Raw genomic sequence first — 21,600 nt, 5'->3', positions numbered from 1 at the left:
AAGGGTCATCAATCATGGCAAAACCGAGTTATTTTTATGGCATTCATGCCGTGCAATCCATCTTGCAACACCGCGGCATCGATGGGTTGACACTCTTTATTCAAGACCGTAAAAAACAAGATGATGCCACGGTAGCCAACATCACCGAGCTTGCCCAAACCTACGGGATTGCGATACAAATCAGCGCCAAAGACAAACTCACCAAACTTGCAGAAAGTCCGCAGCATCAAGGCGTGGTATTGCAAGCCCGTCCTGCTGAACTCCAAGATGAGGTAGATCTCAAATACCTCGTCGACAAACACCAAGCCGAGCGAAAACCGCTATTACTACTGGTGCTTGACCAAATCACCGACCCGAACAACCTTGGCGCTTGTTTGCGTACCGCCGTAGCAATGGGCGTCTCAGCCGTCATTATTCCCAAAAATCATAGCTCAAGCATCACCCCAGCCGTGGCAAAAGTCGCCGTTGGTGCGGTGGAATTAATGCCTTTTATCCAAGTTACTAATCTTGCGCGTACGCTCACTGACATCAAAAAACAAGGGGTGTTTGTGTTTGGTACGGCTCTAGATGACACGGCAAAGCCCGTGCAAGACTGTGATTTGACAGGTGATGTGGCGATTGTGATGGGCTCAGAAGGTGACGGTATTCGCCGTTTGACCGCAGATACCTGCGACCAGCTGGTTTATATCCCGATGCCCGGCAATGAACATGGGCAAATCCAAAGCTTAAATGTCAGTGTCGCCACTGGCATGGTGCTATATGAAGCCAGCCGTCAGCGTTTTAAGAAATAATTTACGTTATCAGTAATGTTTACCAATCTTTTAGACTTTGATGAAGAAAAAATTTGGTCTGGCACAATTTTAAGAATTTGTTTGTCTGAAAAGTCAGAGTTTTATTATACCGACAAAGTTTTTGACCTAATGGTATTTGAGAACTATACGGAAGTGATGGGCTTAGGTGCTGTAATCATCAATGGCTATAAAGCAGGAAAAATCAGCTTTTTCTTTCCTAAAGATGCTTATTATGACATGTCGCTTTATTCAGTTAGTACAAAATGGCTGCAACAAAATTTATTGGCGATTTTGAATATTGAGCCAAATAAAGCAGATATATTTATTTTGAAAAGTCAGAACGTATTGCCTTTTAGAAACTAAAGAATTTGTTGAAACCCATAGTTAAAATAATAAAATGAATCTTTAATAAGTAAAAAAATATCAAAAAGGAAAAATATAATGCAATTTGCCATTATCGGACTGGGTGTTTTTGGTATTACCTGCGCTAAAGAGCTTGAAAAATTGGGCAACCAAGTCTTAGCGATTGATATTGATGAAAAACTGGTCGATGACATCAGTGAATATGTCACCCGTGCCGTGATTGCTGACGCCACCGATAAAGACACCATAGAAGAGCTTGACCTTGCAAGTTTCGACGGCGTACTCGTGAGCATTGGTGATAACCTTGAAGCCAGCTTGCTATGTACACTCAACCTACTAAGCCTGAACGTACAAAACCTATGGGTGAAAGCCAAAACCGACTCCCATCACCAAATCCTACAAAGCTTAGGGGTGAACAATATTATTCACCCTGAACAAGACATGGGGATTCGTATTGCCCAAAAGATGAACTATCCGATGGTCAAACAATACATGGCATTGGGTGACGAGCAGTTTTTGGTTCGTTTAGACCCACCTGAGCAGTGGCGAGGGCACCCGTGGTCGGATGTCCAACACAACCATCCTGATATTACTTTTATCATGCTAAAACGCAACCAGCAAATCTTTAACCAATTACCCGATGGCTTTTTCTTTCAAGGTGGGGATAAATTGGTGGTGGGTGGTGATACCCAAGCGCTGCGTCGCCTTGCCAAAGCCATTCGCCAAACGGCTATTTAGCCCACCACTCACGTAAAAAAGGTAATTGTAGATATGCCGTTTCGTGAAGTCAAAAAAGGCGACAAACCAAAAATTGTTGATAAATCAAAATCCAGTACTCACGACCTAGAACCGCCTACTAAACAGGGACTGTATTTGTCCTCGCCTGCGATTTTGTCCTTGGGGTTTTTAGCGTTAATCGTGATGGGGACGGTTTTGCTGTCATTGCCAATCGCAACGATTCAACCGATTAGTATCCTAGCGGCAGCCTTTACTGCGACCTCTGCGGTGACCGTTACGGGGCTAAATGTCGTAGATACCGCCAACTATACCACGTTTGGACAACTGGTGATTGCCGCGCTGATTCAATTTGGCGGTCTAGGCTTTATGACCTTTGCAATTTTGGTATTGACCAGTCTGCAAGGTAAAATGGGATTATCAGGCTCAATCACGGCGCAAGAAGCGTTGGGTACTCATAGCAACCAAATTGGTAGTACAGCCAAAGCGGTAATCAAAATTGCCTTTATCACCGAGAGCTTGGGTTTTTTAGGGTTAACGCTATTTTTAGCACCGCTAAAAGGGCTAAAAAATGCGATGTATGAAGCGTTTTTTCTATGTATCTCAGCATTTAACAATGCAGGTTTTGCGCTAAATGGCAACAATATGACTGCCTATGTGCACCAGCCGATGATTAGTTTTATCATAAGCTTGCTTATTATCACGGGCGGTATCGGGTTTTTGGTGATTTTAGATATCATCAAACACAAGCGCTGGCAAAAATTTACCCTGCACACCAAAGTCATGGTTTTGGGCACGCTAGCGCTTAATGTTATCGGTTGTATGGGGTATTGGTTACTTGAGCGTCACAACGCCAAAACGATTGGCGGATTGAGCGAAGCTGGGCAGTGGTTTGCATCTTGGTTTATGGCGGTGACGTCACGTACCGCAGGTTTTAATAATATTGATTATAGCCAAGTGACAGATGCCAGTACGTTATTGACCTTTATATTGATGTTTATTGGCGCAGGCTCAATGTCCACAGGTGGCGGTATCAAAATCGGCACGTTTGTGGTTATCCTAGCATCGACTAGGGCATATTTGCGTCAGCACCCGCAAGTGACGATTTTTCATCGTGCTATCTCTGATCACTTGGTAAAAAAATCGTTTGCAGTGATGAGCACCTCGATTTTGATGATTGCTTTAGCAGCGTTTATTTTAGCGATATGTGAGCCAGAAGGGCATTTGGTTGATATTTTATTTGAAGTGATATCGGCATCGTCAACCGTCGGTTTATCGCGAAATTTCACCCCGACCTTGAGTGAGCCCGGGCAATGGGTGATTATGTTTATGATGTATATGGGGCGTCTTGGACCGTTAACCTTGGCGTATTTTATCGCCACCCCTAAACCGACCCGTATTCGTTATCCTGAGACCCATACCCTTGTTGGTTGAGTTGGCGCTCTTATTGGCTAAGTTGGCTAATTTAACAGGGTTAGCGAAGCAGCAAATACCAAGCAAAAATTTTACCCAACGGTTGGGGCATTCAAGATACTGAAAACCTAAGGAAGCTATCGCCAAATCGTGTATGATGATTGTCTACAACTGGTGAATTGAGCGATTTAGTAAGTCTTAAGGTTATGAGTAGTTATATTTTAGATACAGAAGCGCATGGATTGGTTGAGCCACATGCGACCGAAATCGCCTACATTGGCGTGGTGTTTAGTCCAGCAGGCGAGCTGATACTACAGACCCACAACGCCTTTGAGCAGCGCTTTAACCCACACAAAAAAATTACTTTGGGCAGCCAAGCCATCACAGGGATTTTTGACGACGATGTGGCAGACAAGCCGCCGCATACTGATTTTGGGTTACCAAAAGACTGCGAGTATCTTATTGGGCACAATATCGACTTTGATGCTGAAGTGCTCACCAATGCTAACTGTGATTTATCAAACATCAAGCGTATTTGCACTTTGGCACTGGCGCGGCATTTTTTCCCGCAGTTAGATAGCCACAGTTTAGGTGCGCTACTGTGTTTTTTTGAGCCGCAGGTTGCCAAAAAAAATATCAAATTCGCGCATGGTGCCAAATACGATATTTGGTTTACCTTTTTGGTCTTAAAAGCTATTTGCTATCAGCATTACATCACCGATATGGCACAGCTGTATCAAGCCAGTGAACATGCCCGAAAACCCACGGTAATGCGCTTTGGTAAACATAAAGGGGTTGCTATTAAAGACTTGCCGCCTGATTATGTCGATTGGCTGCTCAAACAAGCTGACCTTGACCCGTATTTGCACCTTGCACTCACTGAACATAGCGCAGGTAATCATGGCAACCTTCTATGATTGAGCCCTTGCGCTATGATTTAACCCATGAAGTGCCAAAATGATTACGCGCCAAATTGCGGTTTAACAATCACCAAAATCACCACGGCGACTAAAATAAACACAGGTACCTCATTAAACCACCGCCAAAAAACATGGGTTTTATAGTTAGGGTTATCAATGAGTTTTAAGCGAAATCGACCACAAGCTACATGATATACCGTCAACGCAATGACGCAGGCTAGCTTGATATGTAGCCAAACTTGGGTTTTATAACTTTCCCAATTAGGTAGTAGCATACACAAGCCAAAAATCCAAGTGGCAATCATCGCAGGTGTCATGATGCCGCGATACAGTTTACGCTCCATCAATGCAAATCGCTCTTGACTGATTTTATCGGCACTCATGGCATGATAGACAAACAAGCGTGGTAGATAAAAAATCGCGGCAAACCAACACACCAATGAAATCACATGCCAGGCTTTAAACCATAAAAAATATTCTGTCATTGCTTACCCCGATGATGATGCAACTCAACAAGCCTACCCAAAATCAGCTTACTCTAAATCAGCTTACTCTAAATAAACTTGCCCTAAAAAAGTCTGCAAATAGCCGTTATTTTAAAGTCTGCATGACAGCAAGTAAATCCGAGATTTGTTGTTCACTATGACGAGCACTCACGCAAAAGCGTAGCCGTGCTGTACCTACAGGCACTGTAGGTGGGCGGATTGCCGAGACCCAAAAACCGCGAGATTTTAACGCGTTGGCAAGCTGCAGGGTTCTATCATTATTGCCAATGACCACAGGAATAATGGCCGTGGTCGGTATTTGATTATCAATACCTACTTGCCAATTTTGCTGCAATAGCCCTTGACTGAGCTGTTTGATATTGGCAAGTAATTGATTGCTGCGCAAAGTATCGGTGTGCGACATGGCTATGCTAGTTTTAGTCACGCTGGCAAGCACAGGGGGCATCGCCGTGGTATAAATAAATGAACGGGCAAAATTGATCACATAGTCAATCAACTGACTCGAACCTGCGACAAATGCGCCACTGGTACCTATCGCTTTACCAAAGGTACCGATATAGATATCCGCTTGCGGTTGGGCTTTTTTATAAGCCTGATAGGGCAAACCAAAACCGTGGGCATCATCGACCATCAAGGCGCATTCATAGCGAACCGCTAATGCATGCAGCGCAGCCAAATCCGCAAGGGTACCATCCATACTAAAAATATGATCGGTGACAATCAGTTTTTGCTTAGCGCTACTTTGCGAAAGCAGCTGTTCTAATTGGCTATAATTGCGATGTCCAAAACGAATGACTTTGGCACGGCTAAGGATTGCCCCATCGACAATGGAGGCATGATTGAGCTTATCACTGAAAATCACGCTGTCTTTACCACACAACGCTTGAATCACACCGACATTTGCCATATACCCTGTACTAAAAGTTAATGCCCGTTCATAGCCTGTCACTTGGGCAAGGGTGGTATCCAATTGTTCATGCCAAAGCGTATGCCCCGTAATCAAGTGCGCCGCGCCACTACCCACTTGCTGGATGGTTTTTGCAGCGTGGCTAAATGCTTGTATGAGTTGTGGGTCGGTGGCAAGTCCCAAATAATCATTGCTGGCAAAGTTGATGTAGGTTTTGCCATCTATGTCAATGGTGGGCGTGACGCCATGACGAATGGGCGTCAGTTGACGATACAGGTCTTTTTGGCGCTGTTCATCAAGGGCTGATTGAAGGGAAAAATTGGCTAACATACTTTTCAACTCTGTTAAGGCATCGTTAAAGCATCTAAGAAAAAACCGCCACTTCGGCGGTTTCTTGGCATATCAAACGACAGCCAAACTGCCGATGCGACCATTCATCGCATTGGTCACCGGAATTTGTCTAGGCTCGGCTTGTTCAACCGTCAACCCTAAATCGGCAATCAATTGATCATCATGGTTGGTGGTAGCATTATCGGTGGTCAATAAACGATTCCCATAAAAGAAAGAATTGGCACCTGCCATAAACAACATGGCTTGCTCGGCATCGGTTAAGCCTTCACGACCTGCGGCAATACGCACATAGCTAGTTGGGCAAGCAAGGCGCGTGACAGCAATGGTGCGAATCCACTCAAGCACAGGCAAGCGCGTGCCTTGCAGCTGATCTGCAATCGGCGTGCCTTCAATGGGTACCAGCATATTGATTGGGACTGATTCAGGGGGTTTTGGCAGATTAGCCAGTTCTGTGAGTAGATTGATGCGGTCATCACGACTTTCACCCATACCAATGATACCACCTGAGCAAATATTAATGCCTGCTTGACGCACATGGTCAAGGGTAGTTAAACGGTCATCATAACTACGGGTGGAGACGATATGGTTGTAGTACTCGCGTGAGGTATCAAGGTTATGGTTATAGTAATCTAATCCCGCTTCAGCAAGTACTTGCGCTTGGTTACCGGATAACATGCCAAGCGTCATGCAGGTTTCTAAGCCTAATGCTTTGACTTCTTTAATCAGCTCAACCACATAGGGCATATCTTTATCGTTTGGGTGCTTCCATGCTGCACCCATACAAAAACGGCTAGAGCCAGCGGCTTTGGCTTTTTTGGCCTCGATAATCGCTTTTTGTACTTCGATTTTCTTTTCAGGTTGTAAGTCGGTGCTATGGTGTCCTGACTGTGAGCAATAGCCGCAATCTTCAGGACAATTGCCTGTTTTTATTGATAGCAGGGTACTGACTTGTACCGCATTGGGTGGAAAGTGTTCGCGAAGTTTGTTTTGCGCGAGCAACAGTAAATCCATCAAAGGTAGTTCAAACCAAGCTTGGATTTGCTCGCGAGTTGGGCGGCTTTGGGGGGTCAGTGTGGTGCCAATCGGTTGTTGTGATTGTTGAATTGCTAATAAGTCTGCCATGACAGCTATAATCCTAATTAAAACAAAGCTTAAAATAATAAAAGGTGTCTCATCATACCAAAAAAAAACAACCACCTAAAGTGATTGTTTTTTATCATTTAATGACAATGGCTTATTTGTCTTGAGAGCTATCACCACGAGTAATGGAAATATTGGTGATAGGTGATTTATCATCACTGACTGCGCTAGTTTTGACATTGTCGGCAATGACCTCATCAGACGCATGCTTTGCCTCAATCTCAGCAGATTTACGCAGCGCAGGCGTTAAGTTGTCATTATCCGCTGATTTGGCAAACACGTTGTCAGGACGGATACTATCATTATCTGCTGTACTATCTTTAGCTGTACTATCTTGAGCGTTAGTAGTATCTTTAGCCGCTTCATACTTCTCTTCGATGGCTTTATTATCAGATACGTCAGAATCACTGGCTGTTTCGTCGGTCAGCGTTTGCTTAGCTTGTTCGACTTTATCTTTTGCCTCACTGATTTTTTCTTTGGCTTCTTCATTTAGCGAATCTAGTTTGTCATCGGCTTGGGTTTTTAATTCTTCAACCTTTGATTTAGCATCGTCTAGTTTTTCACCAGCTAGGCTTTTAACATCGGCTAATTTTTCAGCCGCTTGGTCTTTGACGTCTTCAAGCTTGGTTTTAGCATCCGCAAGTTTATCGTCCTTAGTGACTTTTGCTTCATCCAATTTTTCAGTGGCAGTTTCTTTAGCGTCATCAATTTTATCAGCCGCTTGCGCTTTAACTTCATCCAATTTTTCTTTGGTTTCGCCAAGTTTTTCATTAGTGGTGTCTTTAATATCCGCTAATTTTTCGCTCGCATCTTCTTTGAGTGCATCGATTTTTTCTTTGGCTTCGGTTCTTAGCTCATCAAATTTTTCCACCGCGTCATCTTTGATTTCAGCCGCTTTCGCCTTAAGGGTGTCTAATTTGCTCGCTTGTGTCTCGCTGTCAGCATTGACATCTTTGGTGTTTGATTCATTAAAGTATTTGCTGCTACCAGATGCTTTACTTGCGCTCGCGCCCCCAATCATTGCTAGGGCTTTGCTGCAAAGTTCTTTGGCAAAAGGTGTGGCTTTTTCAATCAAGGGTTTTGCTTGTTCAACCACAGGTTTAAGTGGCTCAGGTACTTTTGGCACAATAAATTTTGCGATTTGGTTAAACCACATCAGTAGTGAATAATCACCAGACATTTTTAAATCGCCATTTTGGATGCCCGTCATAAATGCCGTCGCTTCACCTTTAGTGAGCAATTTCACACCCGTCATTGAGTCTTTAAAGGTAATTGTCAACGTTGGCTCTTTGGCTGGACCTGCATGTTGGCTAAAAGTACCGTTATTGATTTGGTAGTAACGTGACGTTTGTTCCGCGTCGCTGCCGAGTTGAATGGTAAAATTACGGTTTTCTAATAAACCTTTAAATTTGTCATCGCCTGTTTTGGCAAGTTGGGTTAAACGCAAACCAACGGCAAACAATAATACATCAAGGGGATCTGATTTGATTTGGGTTAATTGAGATAACATAGGTATTCTCCAAAATTATAGATTTTATAGATATTGCAATGCGCAAGGTCTTTTAATAAATGATAATAATTAAGTCATTCACTTCAAAGAAATTATAATTCGCTACTACAAACGATTTAATAGCTTTGTTATACAATATATTATAAGATCATCGATGCCAAGTTACAGTAATGTTTAACATACCAGTATCATTTTTTGTAATCAAAGCGTTTGATTTGTGTATTTGAGCGACGTTAGACAGCGAATCTTTTAGCTTTTATCAAGCTAAAGCGCATAAAAAACCCATCAACATGATGGGTCAAATAACTTGCTACTAATTAGCAATAAGGGGATAGGATTGTTATTACTGTTTTGAGTCAAACACAGAGGCATGACGAACAAAATTTTGATGAAAATCGGTATCTTTTTCTAAAACCACAGGACGATGACCGGCGCTCATTTGGACACTGCTTTTTAACATGGTTTGGTAAGTAGTAGCTTGACTCGCCGCTTTGTTAAACTTGGGTTTTCCATTTAACGCTATCACAATTGGAATCATTGATAAGCCAATTGCCGCCACATACGCATCCGTGCCAGTCAATGATGACAGCGTAACCACTGCCCAATGCAGCCCTTCCACCGAAATCCAGTACACCATACCTAACATAAAATAGCCCAATACAAAACGATAAGGGGTAAACGCAATCGCTAGCATACCGACAGTCACTAGAACGATTAAAAACAACCAGTTAGAAGTTAACGACGTAGCAGCTAATAATAGACTTGCCGAAATAAGCATGGTTGACCTCATGAAAAGTTATTAAAAACAAATACTTAAGATAAATTAAGTAAAAGCTTGTATAGGTTATTATGGCGGTAAAAGATGAAAATTAAAAGTCGAAACCCAACTAAAACGACAATGGATGACGTATCAAATTTGGCGGATTTATCTTAAAAAAAGCGATTAAAAAGGCTAAAACGGCATAAAAAAAGCTAACAATCAATCGTCGAAATCACTGATTAAAGGGTAACAGGAATTTTCGTAAATCTAGTAAAAAAGTGCTAAAATGCGGTAGCTGATTTGTCGCGAAATGTATATTGTTTTAATGCTTTGTAGTTTTGCCCACCCCTTAATTCGCTTAACAATCATGGCTATATATCTAGCTAAAAAATTGGATAAGTTTGCTATTTTGGGCGTTTTAAGTAAAAATATCGTTCGGCGATTGTACCGCCTATTTTAAGTGCTATTTGCGACGCAAAAAAATTTAAATTTTTAATGTGACTAATTAAAAAAACTGACGCTTTATCAAAATTATGTGGACAACTATTTTGATAAACACGGTTTGCCTAATCACCGACTATATAGTGGTAATTCTCGTATGATGACGTTTCAACAATTGATTTTAACTTTGCAAAATTATTGGGCAGAAAAAGGCTGTGTGGTGTTACAGCCTTACGATATGGAAATGGGTGCAGGCACGTTTCATACCGCCACTTTCTTACGAGCATTAGGTCCAGAGCGTTGGCATGCCGCCTATGTACAGCCATCACGCCGTCCCACGGATGGTCGCTATGGGGACAACCCAAACCGTTTACAACATTATTATCAGTTCCAAGTGGTACTCAAACCCAATCCACCTGATATTCAAGAATTGTACTTGGGGTCACTCAAAGCGATTGGTATCGATACGCTAACCCATGATGTCCGCTTTGTAGAAGACAACTGGGAATCACCAACGCTTGGCGCATGGGGACTTGGTTGGGAAGTTTGGCTCAATGGCATGGAAGTTACCCAGTTTACTTACTTCCAGCAAGTCGGTGGTATTGAATGTTTCCCAGTGACAGGAGAAATCACCTACGGTCTTGAGCGCCTTGCCATGTATATCCAAGGCGTGGATAGTGTGTATGACTTGGTATGGACGGATGGCGAATTTGGTCGTGTCACCTATGGTGATGTATTTCACCAAAATGAAGTGGAACAATCAACCTACAATTTTGAACATGCCGATGTGGCAAAAATGTTTGAGTTGTTTGATTTTTATGAAAGCCAAGCCGACAAATTGGTCGGTCTTAATCTGCCGCTGCCTGCGTATGAAATGGTGCTTAAAGCGTCACATACCTTTAACTTGTTGGATGCGCGTGGGGCGATTTCAGTCACTGAGCGTCAGCGTTTTATTCTGCGTGTGCGTACCTTGGCGCGTAAGGTCGCACAAAGCTATGTAGAAACGCGCGCCAAATTGGGCTTCCCATTGGCGGATGACGCACATAAAGCCGATGCGTTAGAAAAATATCTACCAAAAGAAGCTATTTCAAAATAACAGATGAAAGAAGCGGATAAATCACAATAGCTTCTGTCACATCGACGAAAAAATTTTCTTTGAACGGTCAAACTAAAAAGTGCAATAGATAGGTTCTATTGCCTTTTTTCATGCCTTATTTTATTGCTTATTTTGTTATCAACGCTAATAAAAAATATCAAATTATCAGAATATTCTAATCTCGCATATTTATATCAACAATCGCCACAGGGCAACGACGCGCTATTCTACTACAATAGCCGCAGCAAGTAAGCCATGTAATAAGGGGCGGTGAGTGGAACTTTATTTTATTTTAGCGGGTATTTTTGTCGGATTTTGCGTGGGTGTGACGGGTGTGGGCGGTGGGTCACTGATGACGCCGATTCTGATTTTACTGCTAAAAGTAGAGCCGCATATTGCTGTCGGCACCGATTTGCTATACGCCGCTATTTCCAAGTTTTTTGGTGGTGTGGTACATTTTAAAAAATCAAATGTCGTTTGGCCAATCGTGCTATGGCTAGCGATTGGTAGTATTCCAGCCTCTATTGTCACCAATTATCTCGTCGCTACTTACTTGGGTAATATTAACGCCATCAAACTAATCATGACCTTGATATTGGGCGTGATGTTGACCATTACCGGGATTTCGCTGATTTTTCGCAACCGTATCGAGGAGTTTTTTGACAAATACCGCAAAACTGACCAAACTGACAGTCTCACCTCCCAAATCCCCAAATATAAATTGGTGCTGATGGGCATATTGCTCGGGGTAGTAGTGACCTTATCGTCGGTTGGGGCAGGGGCATTTGGCGTCATGGCGCTGGTGCTCATTTTTCCCCAATTGCCCCTCATTCGTATCATCGGCTCGGATGTGGTACATGCGGTGCTATTAACTTTGGTCGCAGGTCTCGGGCATTTGCTGTCAGGCAGTGTGGATTTTCACATGTTGACCTTTTTGCTCATTGGCGCGATTCCTGCCATTATTGTAGGCACATTATTGAGCAGTAAACTACCTGAGAAAAAATTGCGCCCGATTTTAGGGGTGACGCTGTTGTTGTTAGGCATTAATTTTGTTGTCAATCCTGCCAAAGCCAAACCAAAAGCGGCGGCTAATACGCCAGTCACCACAACCGCTGTAACAACTTCGGCAAGCGCCAGCCGATAAGTTTAATTTTGGTTTTGCGCTGACGGTTTTCTTGATTTGCCCCGCTGATGGGGCATTTTTATGGCTTAAATTTCTGCTATAATCGCCTATATTTACCCTATTTGAATCAACAAGGCTTTAGCATGTCTACTATTTTATTTGAACTTGGCACCGAAGAATTGCCCCCAAAAAATCTAAAAACATTGCGTGATGCACTCACTGACCATGTCACCCAATCGCTAACAGATGCCAATATTCGCTTTGATACCATTAAAAGCTTTGCCGCCCCGCGTCGCCTTGCCTTACAGATTCAAGGAATTAGTGAAAAACAGCCCGATAAAATCGAACAAAAACGCGGTCCTGCAGTCAAAGCTGCCTATGATAAGGACGGTAATCCAACCAAAGCGGCACAAGGGTTTGCCCAAGGCTTGGGTATTGACGTCAAGGATTTGATTACCATCAAGGGTGATAAAGGCGATTATATCGGCTATGAAATGAATGTCATTGGTCAGCCTGTGGCTGATTTACTGCCGAGTATTTTTCAAAAAGCCTTAGATGAGTTGCCGATTGCCAAACGCATGCGTAGTGGCGCAGAGCGTTCCGAGTTTGTTCGCCCTGTCAAATGGTTGGTGCTACTCAAAGACGACCAAGTGCTGCCAGCAACGATTCAAGGGTTAATGTCAGGTGAGACAGGGTCGCAGGGCGTTGAACTGGGTCGTTATAGTCTCGGACATCGTTTCCATCATCCTGATAAGGTTAGAATTGACACGGCGGACAGCTATGAGCAAAACCTTGCCGAGGCGCACGTTATCGCTGATTTTGACAAACGCCAACAACAGATTAAAGCGCAAGTCCAACAGCTTGCCGATGAAGTAGGGGCGACCGCTATCGTACCGCAAGATTTGCTTGATGAAGTCACTGCGCTGGTCGACTACCCAGTAGCGCTACGCGCAAGCTTTGAGCCACGATTTTTACAAGTGCCGCAAGAGGCCTTGATTAGCACCATGCAGGCGGATCAAAAATATTTTTGTTTGACTGACAGCCAAGGTAAATTACAGCCTTATTTTATCTTTATCAGTAACATTGACAGTAAAGATAAAGCGCAAGTGATTGCTGGTAACGAAAAAGTGGTACGTCCACGCCTTGCCGATGCCGAGTTTTTCTTTTTACAAGACCAAAAACAGCCATTATTTGCACTGACTGAAAATCTCAAAACCCGCGTATTCCAAGATAAGTTAGGGACAATTTGGGAAAAATCTGAGCGTATTGCCAAGTTAGCTGCTTTTATTGCTACCCAAATTGGCGAAGACGTTGAGCAAACGGCACGGGCAGGCTTGCTGTCAAAAGCAGACCTTGCCAGTACCTTGGTGGGTGAGTTTCCAGAATTACAAGGCGTGGCAGGGACTTACTATGCGCGTTTAAACCAAGAGCCAGAAGCGGTAGCCGCGGCAATCGAAGAGCAATATCTACCAAAATTTAGCGGCGATAAACTACCCGCGACCAACATTGGAACGGCGCTGGCATTAGCAGACCGTTTGGATACGCTGGTCGGTATTTTTGGCATTGACCAAGCGCCAACCGGTTCAAAAGACCCGTTTAGTCTGCGCCGTGCGGCGATTGGGGTACTGCGTATTTTGATTGAGAAGCAACTGCCATTAAATTTGGTAGTATTGCTTGAGCAAGCTTTATTGGGTTATGTAGGCAAAATTGACGACTTACCAAAAACTTTTAAACAAGTGATGGAGTTTATCAATTCACGCTACCGTGCCATGTATGAAGACCAAGGCGTGAGCGTGGATACAATTATGGCGGTACAGGCGCTACAACCGCAAGTGCCAATGGATTTTGACCATCGTATCAAAGCCGTCCAAGCTTTCCGTGATTTGCCACCCGCCAAACAACTTGCCGAGGCCAATAAACGCGTTGCCAATATTTTAGCCAAGGCTGAGGGTGAGATTGCAAGCCAAATACAAACGGCTTATTTACAAGAACCTGCCGAAAAAGCATTGTATCAAGCGGTGCAAACTGCAGCGCAAAGTATTGAGCCCCACCAACATACTGACAACGCCAACTACACCCAGATTTTACAATCGCTAGCCACGCTGCAGCAGCCATTGGATGACTTCTTTGAGCAGGTGATGGTGAATAGTGAAGATGCTAATCTTAAAGCCAATCGGTTGGCGCTGCTAAAAAAAGTGCGTGGGTTGTTTTTAACGGTTGCAGATATCAGTGAGTTACAGCTATAAGCTAATTTAGACACGAGTTAACGCTTTAATCATAGGGCTTCGATACAATGGCTTTAATACCCCTGCTTTAATATCATTGGTTAAACCCATACTGACAACGGTCATTATGGGTTTTTTTACAAGCTAAAGATACTTTTACGCTTGTTTTCACTAAATTGGCAGGCTAGTTTACGCGTATTTGATACTATTTTAAGGGTATTTTCGTCTGAATTGCTCTCTAGGGTTTATTCTGGTGTGACCAGCTTCAACACTTTTGTTAGATTAGGTATTTAACGGTGGGGCGTTCTCCATGATTTATCTTTTCTAGTTCATTATCGCTAATTTATTTTTTCTAATTTATCTTCGTCTAGAGTAATTACGTGAAAGCCCGTAATAATGATGGCTTGTTTCATTCCATGGTGGTTACCAAAAGGTAGCGGGTTCTTTTATAAAGCCTATTCGCAAAGCTTAGTGGTGCTGTGTTTGTTTGTCTATCATTGGTGGTTATCAATGGATATATGGCGCACTTTTAGAGGCCAAGTCACTATAAATCTATATTCCAAAACATGCCATTAATGTTCCAATAATGCTCTATTGTGAATTTGCAAAATTGATTAGCAAATCGCTACAATGCAAAAGAGATTTTTTTGCTAATTAAACTAAATTAAAGGAATATATATGAGCCCACCGCATCGCCCAGAAACGCTCGCCATTCATGCAGGCTACGAACCAGAACCGACCACCAAAGCTGTCGCTGTCCCTATCTACCACACCAGTTCGTATGCCTTTGATAACACCCAGCACGGTGCTGACCTTTTTGATTTAAAAGTTGCCGGCAATATCTATACGCGTATCATGAACCCGACCAACGCGGTGCTTGAAGCGCGTATGGCAGCGTTAGAAGGTGGCATCGGTGCATTGACGGTGGCATCAGGAATGGCGGCGATTACTTATACCATCCAAACCCTATGTGAGGCAGGCGATAACATCGTCTCAGTATCAACTTTGTATGGCGGTACTTACAACTTATTTGCCCATGCGTTGCCACGTCAAGGTATCGAGGTGCGTTTCTTTGATTATACCCAACCTGAGACCTTGGTTGATTTGATTGATGAGCGTACTAAACTGGTATTTGGCGAAAGTATTGGCAATCCATTAGGTAACGTGTTGGATATCGCAAAAATCAGCGAATTTGCTCATAGCAAAGGCGTACCTGTGGTGATTGATAACACCGTCGCCACGCCAACATTGTGCCGTCCATTTGAGCATGGTGCTGATATTGTGATTCATTCATTGACCAAATATGTGAGTGGTTCGGGCACGTCGGTGGGTGGTGTGATTATCGATGGTGGTAAATTTGATTGGGGCGCTCACAAAGAACGTTTCGCGATTTTAAATACCCCAGATGCCAGCTATCATGGTGTCAATTTTGTCGAAGCCATGGGTGCTGCGGCATTTATTGCTCGCGCACGCGTTGCGCCTTTACGTAATACCGGTGCGGCACTGAGTCCAATGAACGCTTGGCAAATTATGCTTGGGCTAGAGACGTTAGCCTTGCGTATGGAGCGACATTGCCAAAATGCCCAAGCCGTGGCAGAATTTTTAAACCATCATCCACAAGTGGCTTGGGTCAAGTACGCAGGATTAACCGACCATCCAGAGCATAAGCTCGCGCAAACATACTTTGGCGGTAAGCCATCAGCGATTTTAACCTTTGGGTTAAAAGGTGGCCGTGAAGCAGGAGCGAAATTTATTGATGCGCTACAATTAATTACCCGTTTGGTTAATATCGGTGATGCCAAGTCACTCGCTTGCCACCCTGCCACTACCACGCACCGCCAGTTAAATGCTGAAGAGTTGCAAAAAGCAGGCGTCAGCGAAGACATGATTCGTTTATCCATTGGTATTGAACATATTGACGACATCAAAGCCGACCTTGAGCAAGCGTTAGCCGCAGCCAAATAATCTATTCAAATAAAAAGCGAGCATTAAGCTCGTTTTTTATTTGGACTAAATTTTTTAGATCATAAAAATGCGAATGATAACCAAAAAAATTGGATTATGGGTAAAAAACGTTGCCATATATGCCTTGGTGTTTATCGCTATCTATAATGTGGCCAATTGGTGGCGACAACCCATGATGCCAGCCAATCCTGTTTTGCAATTTACTACCATTCAGGATCAAACCATCGATTTGCAACAAATGAGTCAACAGCGACCTGTTTTGGTGTATTTTTGGGGTAGTTGGTGTGGCGTATGTCGCCAAACCTCACCCAGTGTGGAGAAACTGGCAAAATCAGCGAATTATCCTGTGGTGAGCGTCGCAGTGAATTCAGGCGAGCCAAATGAAGTGCAACAATACTTAAGTCAATATGGGTGGCAATTTGTCACGATAAATGATGAAGATGGCAAAATTTTCACAGACTGGCAGGGACAAGTGACGCCATTTTTCATCATTTTAAAAGATGGCAAAATGGTACAAGGTCTGACGGGGATTCATCCAGCGTGGGAACTAAAATTGCGACTGTGGCTATTACGATAATATTTATTATGACAACATTTACTTGCCCTGCCAAACTGGAGGACGTTTGGCAATAAACGCATCTATGCCTTCTTGGGCATCTGCCGCCATCATATTATCCGCCATGGTACAGCTAGCAAATTCGTACGCTTGTTCGATAGGCATATTTAATTGTTGATAGAACATTTGCTTACCGACTTTTACCGCTAAAGGTGATTTATCTAAGATATGTTGGGCTAGCTGCTTGACACAGTCATCAAGTTTATCACTTGCGACAGCATGATTAATTAGTCCAAACTGCACCGCTTTTTCTGCACTGATAAACTCACCTGTCATCAGCATTTCAAAGGCTTGTTTGGTAGGTAGGTTACGACTAATTGCTACTGCGGGTGTTGAGCAGAATAAACCCACCCGAATTCCTGATGTCGCAAACGTCGCAGTATCGGTAGCAACAGCTATATCACAGGTGGCAACTAACTGACAACCAGCTGCAGTCGCAAGTCCTTGTACTTTAGCTATTACAGGTTGCGGCAGTTGCAAAATTTGTTGCATGACGCTACTGCAACGGGTAAATAGTTGCTGCTGATACTCGTGCTCAGGATTGGCACGCATTTGTTTGAGATTGTGTCCTGAGCAAAATGCCTTGCCATTGGCAGCCACTACCACTACTCGCACGTTGTCATCGTTGGCTATTTGGGTCAGATGTTGGGACAAGGCAGTCAACATTTCTTCTGATAGCACATTATATTCTTGTGGACGATTGAGTGTAAGCGTGGTCAATCCATTATTATCGCTGCGTAAGACATAATCAGTATCTAAGTTTATAGTGGTCATTTTTACATCCTTGTAAATGTTATTAATCATTTTATCCTAACACAATTGACTATTCTCAAGCCAAAAAAATACCCCAAATTTATGGGGTATTTTTAACAAGTTAACCGCTTAGCGGTTGTCGCTTATTATTTAGCTGCTGCTGCTTGAGCTGCTGCCACTTCTTCAGCGAAGTTTTCTTGTTTTTTCTCGATGCCTTCACCCACTTCTAAGCGTTTGAATGCTTTAACTGTCATACCTTCAGATTTTAATATATCGCCAACTTTTTTCTCGTTGTCGATAACATAAGGTTGGTTCAACAAAGTCACTTCGTTCAAGTACTTTTGTAGACCACCGGTGATCATTTTTTCAATCACGGCGTCTGGTTTGCCAGATTCTTTCGCTTTCGCTTCGATGATGTCTTTTTCACGCGCTAGCGTATCAGCAGGTACATTCGCTTCATCAACAGCGATTGGGTTGAATGCCGCAACTTGCATCGCTACATGTTTTGCGGTGTCTGCATTGCCGCCTTCAACAGAAACCACTACACCAATACGAATACCGTGACGGTAAGAGGCTAGGTTATCACCTTCAATCACTTCTGCACGACGTACTTGGATGTTTTCACCGATTTTTTGTACGAGCTCAACACGGGCTTCTTCAACCGTTTGACCATCGCCATAGGGCAATGCAGAAATAGCCGCTACATCAGTGGTATTGTTGGCAAGCGCAAGTTCAGCTACTTTGTTTGCAAATGCAGTGAAGTTAGCATCTTTTGCAACGAAGTCAGTTTGACAGTTTACTTCAAGTAGTAAGGCTTTGTTGCCTTCTTGGGCAATAATGATAGCCCCATCAGCAGCAATGTTACCTGCTTTTTTAGCAGCTTTTGCTTGACCTGATTTACGCAGGTTATCGATTGCGGTTTCGATGTCGCCGTCTGCTTCTTGCAGGGCTTTTTTACATTCCATCATACCAAGACCTGTACGGTCACGTAATTCTTTTACCAGTTTTGCACTAATTTCTGCCATGAGATACCTCAATTGATTATCATTATAGATGAGAATTGGGTTGTTTATTGTCTAAACAGTTGGAGATTAAAGGACAAAAATGGGTGATTTTTGCCCTTTAATATTACGCTACAAATTCGAATTTTTATAAGCTAATTTTGTGTTTACCCATCAAAGTTAGTTTATAAAATTTTGATGACAGTATCATAACAACTTAAGCAATGCGCTGCTATGATACTACGGTAACCCTTATTCTGCCGCAGCTTCTGCTGGTGCTTCAGTTACTGCTTCTTCTTGATTCGCTGCTTTGCCGCCTTGAGTTTTAGCGTATTCTTTACCAGCGATAATTGCATCTGCAACCGCTGATACGTATAGCGTTACCGCACGAATCGCATCGTCATTGGCAGGAATGACATAATCTACGTCATCTGGGTTTGAGTTTGTATCAACGATACCAATGACAGGGATACCTAAGTTTTTTGCTTCTTTGATTGCAATCGCTTCATGGTCAACGTCAACCACAAAAATTGCATCAGGTAAACCGTTCATGTTTTTGATACCGCCTAACGCACGCTCAAGTTTTTCCATTTCACGAGTGCGCTCTAACGCTTCACGTTTGGTTAACTTAGCAAAGGTACCGTCTTCAGCTTGTTTTTCGTATTCTTTCAAACGAGTAATTGACTGACGGATGGTTTTCCAGTTGGTTAACATACCACCTAACCAGCGATGGTCAACATAAGGCATACCAGCGCGAGCCGCTTGTTCGCTAATAACGTTGCTTGCCGCACGTTTAGTACCAACAAAAAGTACTTTGTTGCCACGTGCTGCTTCACGGTTAACGAAGTTTAGTGCTTCGTTCATCGCTTTAACTGTATGCTCAAGGTTGATGATGTGGATTTTGTTACGTGCACCAAAAATAAATTTGCCCATTTTTGGATTCCAAAAACGAGTTTGGTGACCAAAGTGTGCACCGGCTTCTAAAAGATCACGCATTGAAACTTGGGTAGGATTAGCTGACGCCATGAGATTTCCTTAAGTAAAGTTGGGTTATGCCTCCACATTACCGATTAAGCCGATTTGCAAACACGCATCAAAATCTACAGGATTTTAATTAATCAAATTTGCAAACACCCAGCTTAACTCTTATCAAGCTTGTTAGCTTGAAAATAGCAATGTGTGTGTCATGTTGATAAATAAAAAAAGCAATTTGCCATTTCAAGATAAAATGACAAACTGCTATTTTAACACATTTTTATATGGTTAAGCTATATGTTTTAGCAAATGCAGATAGCGATTATTCAACCAATCCGATTAAGTCACCATAACCTTCTTGTTCCATCTCGTTTACAGGGATAAAACGTAGCGACGCGCCATTGATGCAATAGCGCATGCCGCCAAGCTCAGGAAGACCATCATTAAACACATGACCTAAATGTGAATCACCCACACGGCTGCGTACTTCAGTACGTCGCATACCGTGACTGTCATCAAACAATTCATTGATTACTGCTGTATCAATGGGTTTACTAAAGGCAGGCCAACCACAACCTGAGTCATACTTGTCTGATGAGCTAAAAAGCGGCTCACCGCTGACAATATCCACATAGATACCACGTTCAAATTGGTGATCATATTCATGGCTAAAAGGGCGTTCTGTGCCGTTTTGCTGGGTCACATAATATTGCTCATCATTCAAATTTGCCTTGATTTCAGCTTCAGACGGTCTTACATACTTCTGTGTATCGATATTAATTGAATTAGCCATAGACGTTCCTAACCCTTGTTGTCATTGTATAACATCACAATAGTTATAACCCGTCCAAAATTCAAGTAACAACTGTTTAAACAAATAGTAGTTTTGTGAAAAAGGCGAAAAGGGCTATAATACGTCTTCTTAAATTTTTGCAAAATCAGATAATTATTGTATGAAAACACTATTAAATAACCCTGAAGCCGTTGAAAAAATGCGCGTCGCTGGTAAATTAGCCGCCGACGTTTTAGTGATGTTAGATGAATATGTCAAAGAAGGTGTAACGACAGGGGCATTAGATAAGCTTGCTCATGACTATATTGTCGATGTCCAAAAAGCCATTCCTGCCAATGTCGGCTATCATGGCTACCAGCATACGCTTTGTACTTCAATCAACCATGTGGTTTGTCATGGTATTCCCGATGACAGCCGTATCCTAAAAGAGGGCGATATCGTCAATATTGATGTCACAGTGATAAAAGATGGCTATCATGGTGATACTTCAAAAATGTGGATTATCGGTGAAGGCTCTATCATGGCACAGCGTATCTGCAAAATTGCCCAAGACGCACTATATGCAGGGATGAAAGCCGTTCGCAATGGCGCCTATGTGGGCGATATTGGCGCAGCGATTCAAGCAGTGGCAGAGCCAGAGCGTTTTAGCGTAGTAAGAGAATATTGCGGACATGGAATTAGTGACGTATATCATGATGAACCACAAATTCTGCACTATGGTAAAAAAAATACCGGTCTACAACTGACGACTGGCATGACATTTACCATTGAACCAATGATTAACCAAGGTGTATGGCAAACCAAAACCTTACCCGATAAATGGACGGTAATTACTAAAGACCGTAAATTGTCGGCCCAATGGGAACACACACTAATGGTTACCGAAAACGGCTGTGAAGTGTTTACCAAGCGTCCAGAAGAAGATTTGAGTTTTTTAAACAGTTAAAATATGAATAAAATCATCAGTATAAAAGAAAGTTAGCAATTAATTTAAAATTATTTATATTTTCCTGTTGACACCCATTCCAATTCACGTATAATACGCCACCACTAAGCGACGAAGAGTTTACAAACAAGTAAAACAAGTTACGAAGCTTAGAAAGAATTAAAATAAAGCTTGACAGAGTAAAACAAAACGTATTACAATATCAAGCTCACCAGATGATAGACGATATCTTTGGTACACTAAATAACAACAAACACAAGAACAACTTGT

20 protein-coding genes are annotated in these 21,600 nt (G+C 42.7%); 11 read left to right on the top strand and 9 right to left on the bottom strand.

The genetic code is table 11. The features are described from left to right. Positions 1-14 precede the first annotated feature (14 nt). The 5 genes from rlmB (at position 15) to RT422_RS08990 (ending at position 4,219) form a co-directional block, all read left to right on the top strand. Positions 15-791: a 23S rRNA (guanosine(2251)-2'-O)-methyltransferase RlmB gene (rlmB, locus tag RT422_RS09010; protein WP_313422018.1), complete on the top strand. Its 777-nt coding sequence runs from the start codon at positions 15-17 to the stop codon at positions 789-791. A gap of 15 nt (positions 792-806) precedes the next feature. Beyond that, complete coding sequence (gene imm45 / locus RT422_RS09005) at positions 807-1,154, top strand: Imm45 family immunity protein (RefSeq protein WP_007115039.1); 348 nt, start codon at positions 807-809, stop codon at positions 1,152-1,154. A gap of 78 nt (positions 1,155-1,232) precedes the next feature. Continuing rightward, positions 1,233-1,892 carry a potassium channel family protein gene (locus RT422_RS09000; RefSeq protein WP_219299538.1) on the top strand — a complete coding sequence of 220 codons (660 nt, stop codon included), beginning with the start codon at positions 1,233-1,235 and terminating at the stop codon, positions 1,890-1,892. A gap of 33 nt (positions 1,893-1,925) precedes the next feature. Further along, positions 1,926-3,323: a potassium transporter TrkG gene (locus tag RT422_RS08995; protein ID WP_313422017.1), complete on the top strand. Its 1,398-nt coding sequence runs from the start codon at positions 1,926-1,928 to the stop codon at positions 3,321-3,323. Positions 3,324-3,508: 185 nt separating this feature from the next. Beyond that, the gene (locus tag RT422_RS08990) at positions 3,509-4,219 is read left to right on the top strand and encodes an exonuclease domain-containing protein (protein WP_313422016.1); all 711 of its coding nucleotides are present in this window, start codon (positions 3,509-3,511) and stop codon (positions 4,217-4,219) included. 44 nt (positions 4,220-4,263) lie between these two features. Here the strand turns inward: RT422_RS08990 and hemJ are convergent, their stop codons facing one another. From hemJ to aciT, 5 genes are all read right to left on the bottom strand, one after another. Then, complete coding sequence (gene hemJ, locus RT422_RS08985; RefSeq protein ID WP_138018433.1) at positions 4,264-4,707, bottom strand: protoporphyrinogen oxidase HemJ; 444 nt, start codon at positions 4,705-4,707, stop codon at positions 4,264-4,266. A gap of 106 nt (positions 4,708-4,813) precedes the next feature. Beyond that, entirely contained in the window at positions 4,814-5,965 is a 1,152-nt protein-coding gene (locus RT422_RS08980) for an 8-amino-7-oxononanoate synthase (protein WP_313422015.1), read from the bottom strand. 72 nt (positions 5,966-6,037) lie between these two features. After that, a complete protein-coding gene (gene bioB / locus RT422_RS08975; protein WP_100285172.1) occupies positions 6,038-7,108 on the bottom strand; it encodes a biotin synthase BioB in 1,071 nt (356 codons plus the stop codon). A gap of 112 nt (positions 7,109-7,220) precedes the next feature. After that, a complete protein-coding gene (locus RT422_RS08970) occupies positions 7,221-8,636 on the bottom strand; it encodes a hypothetical protein (RefSeq protein WP_313422014.1) in 1,416 nt (471 codons plus the stop codon). 343 nt (positions 8,637-8,979) lie between these two features. Beyond that, complete coding sequence (gene aciT / locus RT422_RS08965) at positions 8,980-9,426, bottom strand: AciT family ciprofloxacin tolerance protein (protein WP_313422013.1); 447 nt, start codon at positions 9,424-9,426, stop codon at positions 8,980-8,982. A gap of 571 nt (positions 9,427-9,997) precedes the next feature. Here aciT and glyQ point away from each other — a divergent pair. From glyQ to RT422_RS08940, 5 genes are all read left to right on the top strand, one after another. After that, complete coding sequence (glyQ, locus tag RT422_RS08960) at positions 9,998-10,933, top strand: glycine--tRNA ligase subunit alpha (protein ID WP_065253959.1); 936 nt, start codon at positions 9,998-10,000, stop codon at positions 10,931-10,933. 274 nt (positions 10,934-11,207) lie between these two features. Further along, the gene (locus RT422_RS08955; RefSeq protein ID WP_313422012.1) at positions 11,208-12,077 is read left to right on the top strand and encodes a sulfite exporter TauE/SafE family protein; all 870 of its coding nucleotides are present in this window, start codon (positions 11,208-11,210) and stop codon (positions 12,075-12,077) included. Between the two features lie 122 nt (positions 12,078-12,199). After that, a complete protein-coding gene (glyS, locus tag RT422_RS08950; protein ID WP_050324908.1) occupies positions 12,200-14,302 on the top strand; it encodes a glycine--tRNA ligase subunit beta in 2,103 nt (700 codons plus the stop codon). A 657-nt stretch (positions 14,303-14,959) separates the two neighbouring features. Continuing rightward, positions 14,960-16,246: an aminotransferase class V-fold PLP-dependent enzyme gene (locus tag RT422_RS08945; protein WP_284035116.1), complete on the top strand. Its 1,287-nt coding sequence runs from the start codon at positions 14,960-14,962 to the stop codon at positions 16,244-16,246. Positions 16,247-16,319: 73 nt separating this feature from the next. Continuing rightward, complete coding sequence (locus RT422_RS08940) at positions 16,320-16,823, top strand: protein disulfide oxidoreductase (RefSeq protein ID WP_284035117.1); 504 nt, start codon at positions 16,320-16,322, stop codon at positions 16,821-16,823. 18 nt (positions 16,824-16,841) lie between these two features. Here RT422_RS08940 and RT422_RS08935 read toward each other — a convergent pair whose 3' ends face one another. From RT422_RS08935 to msrB, 4 genes are all read right to left on the bottom strand, one after another. Continuing rightward, positions 16,842-17,636, bottom strand: coding sequence for an enoyl-CoA hydratase (locus RT422_RS08935; RefSeq protein WP_284035118.1), 795 nt, complete (start codon positions 17,634-17,636; stop codon positions 16,842-16,844). A gap of 125 nt (positions 17,637-17,761) precedes the next feature. Beyond that, entirely contained in the window at positions 17,762-18,640 is an 879-nt protein-coding gene (gene tsf / locus RT422_RS08930; RefSeq protein ID WP_007115804.1) for a translation elongation factor Ts, read from the bottom strand. A gap of 228 nt (positions 18,641-18,868) precedes the next feature. Beyond that, positions 18,869-19,642 (bottom strand): 30S ribosomal protein S2, encoded by a 774-nt coding sequence (gene rpsB, locus RT422_RS08925; protein ID WP_050324911.1) that lies wholly within the window; start codon positions 19,640-19,642, stop codon positions 18,869-18,871. Between the two features lie 271 nt (positions 19,643-19,913). Beyond that, positions 19,914-20,384, bottom strand: coding sequence for a peptide-methionine (R)-S-oxide reductase MsrB (gene msrB, locus RT422_RS08920; RefSeq protein WP_007115802.1), 471 nt, complete (start codon positions 20,382-20,384; stop codon positions 19,914-19,916). Positions 20,385-20,544: 160 nt separating this feature from the next. Between msrB and map the strand changes: the two genes are divergently transcribed. Continuing rightward, positions 20,545-21,330 (top strand): type I methionyl aminopeptidase, encoded by a 786-nt coding sequence (gene map / locus RT422_RS08915; RefSeq protein WP_100270570.1) that lies wholly within the window; start codon positions 20,545-20,547, stop codon positions 21,328-21,330. The last annotated feature ends 270 nt before the right edge of the window (positions 21,331-21,600 follow it).

The organism is Moraxella sp. CTOTU49803 (assembly GCF_032097965.1).
Classification (GTDB): domain Bacteria; phylum Pseudomonadota; class Gammaproteobacteria; order Pseudomonadales; family Moraxellaceae; genus Faucicola; species Faucicola tetraodonis.
Note: the sequence above shows the minus strand (reverse complement) of the source record. Positions and strands in the feature narration are given on the sequence as shown.

What these genes read in the sequence shown, in the direction of transcription:
- glyS (WP_050324908.1), top strand. Translation starts at nt 12,200, where the DNA reads ATGTCTACTATTTTATTTGAACTTGGCACCGAAGAATTGCCCCCAAAA.
- RT422_RS08995 (WP_313422017.1), top strand. Translation starts at nt 1,926, where the DNA reads ATGCCGTTTCGTGAAGTCAAAAAAGGCGACAAACCAAAAATTGTTGAT.
- RT422_RS08980 (WP_313422015.1), bottom strand. Translation starts at nt 5,965, where the DNA reads ATGTTAGCCAATTTTTCCCTTCAATCAGCCCTTGATGAACAGCGCCAA.
- rpsB (WP_050324911.1), bottom strand. Translation starts at nt 19,642, where the DNA reads ATGGCGTCAGCTAATCCTACCCAAGTTTCAATGCGTGATCTTTTAGAA.
- map (WP_100270570.1), top strand. Translation starts at nt 20,545, where the DNA reads ATGAAAACACTATTAAATAACCCTGAAGCCGTTGAAAAAATGCGCGTC.
- RT422_RS08935 (WP_284035118.1), bottom strand. Translation starts at nt 17,636, where the DNA reads ATGACCACTATAAACTTAGATACTGATTATGTCTTACGCAGCGATAAT.
- RT422_RS08940 (WP_284035117.1), top strand. Translation starts at nt 16,320, where the DNA reads ATGATAACCAAAAAAATTGGATTATGGGTAAAAAACGTTGCCATATAT.
- glyQ (WP_065253959.1), top strand. Translation starts at nt 9,998, where the DNA reads ATGACGTTTCAACAATTGATTTTAACTTTGCAAAATTATTGGGCAGAA.
- aciT (WP_313422013.1), bottom strand. Translation starts at nt 9,426, where the DNA reads ATGAGGTCAACCATGCTTATTTCGGCAAGTCTATTATTAGCTGCTACG.
- RT422_RS08945 (WP_284035116.1), top strand. Translation starts at nt 14,960, where the DNA reads ATGAGCCCACCGCATCGCCCAGAAACGCTCGCCATTCATGCAGGCTAC.
- rlmB (WP_313422018.1), top strand. Translation starts at nt 15, where the DNA reads ATGGCAAAACCGAGTTATTTTTATGGCATTCATGCCGTGCAATCCATC.
- RT422_RS08970 (WP_313422014.1), bottom strand. Translation starts at nt 8,636, where the DNA reads ATGTTATCTCAATTAACCCAAATCAAATCAGATCCCCTTGATGTATTA.
- tsf (WP_007115804.1), bottom strand. Translation starts at nt 18,640, where the DNA reads ATGGCAGAAATTAGTGCAAAACTGGTAAAAGAATTACGTGACCGTACA.
- RT422_RS09000 (WP_219299538.1), top strand. Translation starts at nt 1,233, where the DNA reads ATGCAATTTGCCATTATCGGACTGGGTGTTTTTGGTATTACCTGCGCT.
- msrB (WP_007115802.1), bottom strand. Translation starts at nt 20,384, where the DNA reads ATGGCTAATTCAATTAATATCGATACACAGAAGTATGTAAGACCGTCT.
- bioB (WP_100285172.1), bottom strand. Translation starts at nt 7,108, where the DNA reads ATGGCAGACTTATTAGCAATTCAACAATCACAACAACCGATTGGCACC.
- imm45 (WP_007115039.1), top strand. Translation starts at nt 807, where the DNA reads ATGTTTACCAATCTTTTAGACTTTGATGAAGAAAAAATTTGGTCTGGC.
- hemJ (WP_138018433.1), bottom strand. Translation starts at nt 4,707, where the DNA reads ATGACAGAATATTTTTTATGGTTTAAAGCCTGGCATGTGATTTCATTG.
- RT422_RS08990 (WP_313422016.1), top strand. Translation starts at nt 3,509, where the DNA reads ATGAGTAGTTATATTTTAGATACAGAAGCGCATGGATTGGTTGAGCCA.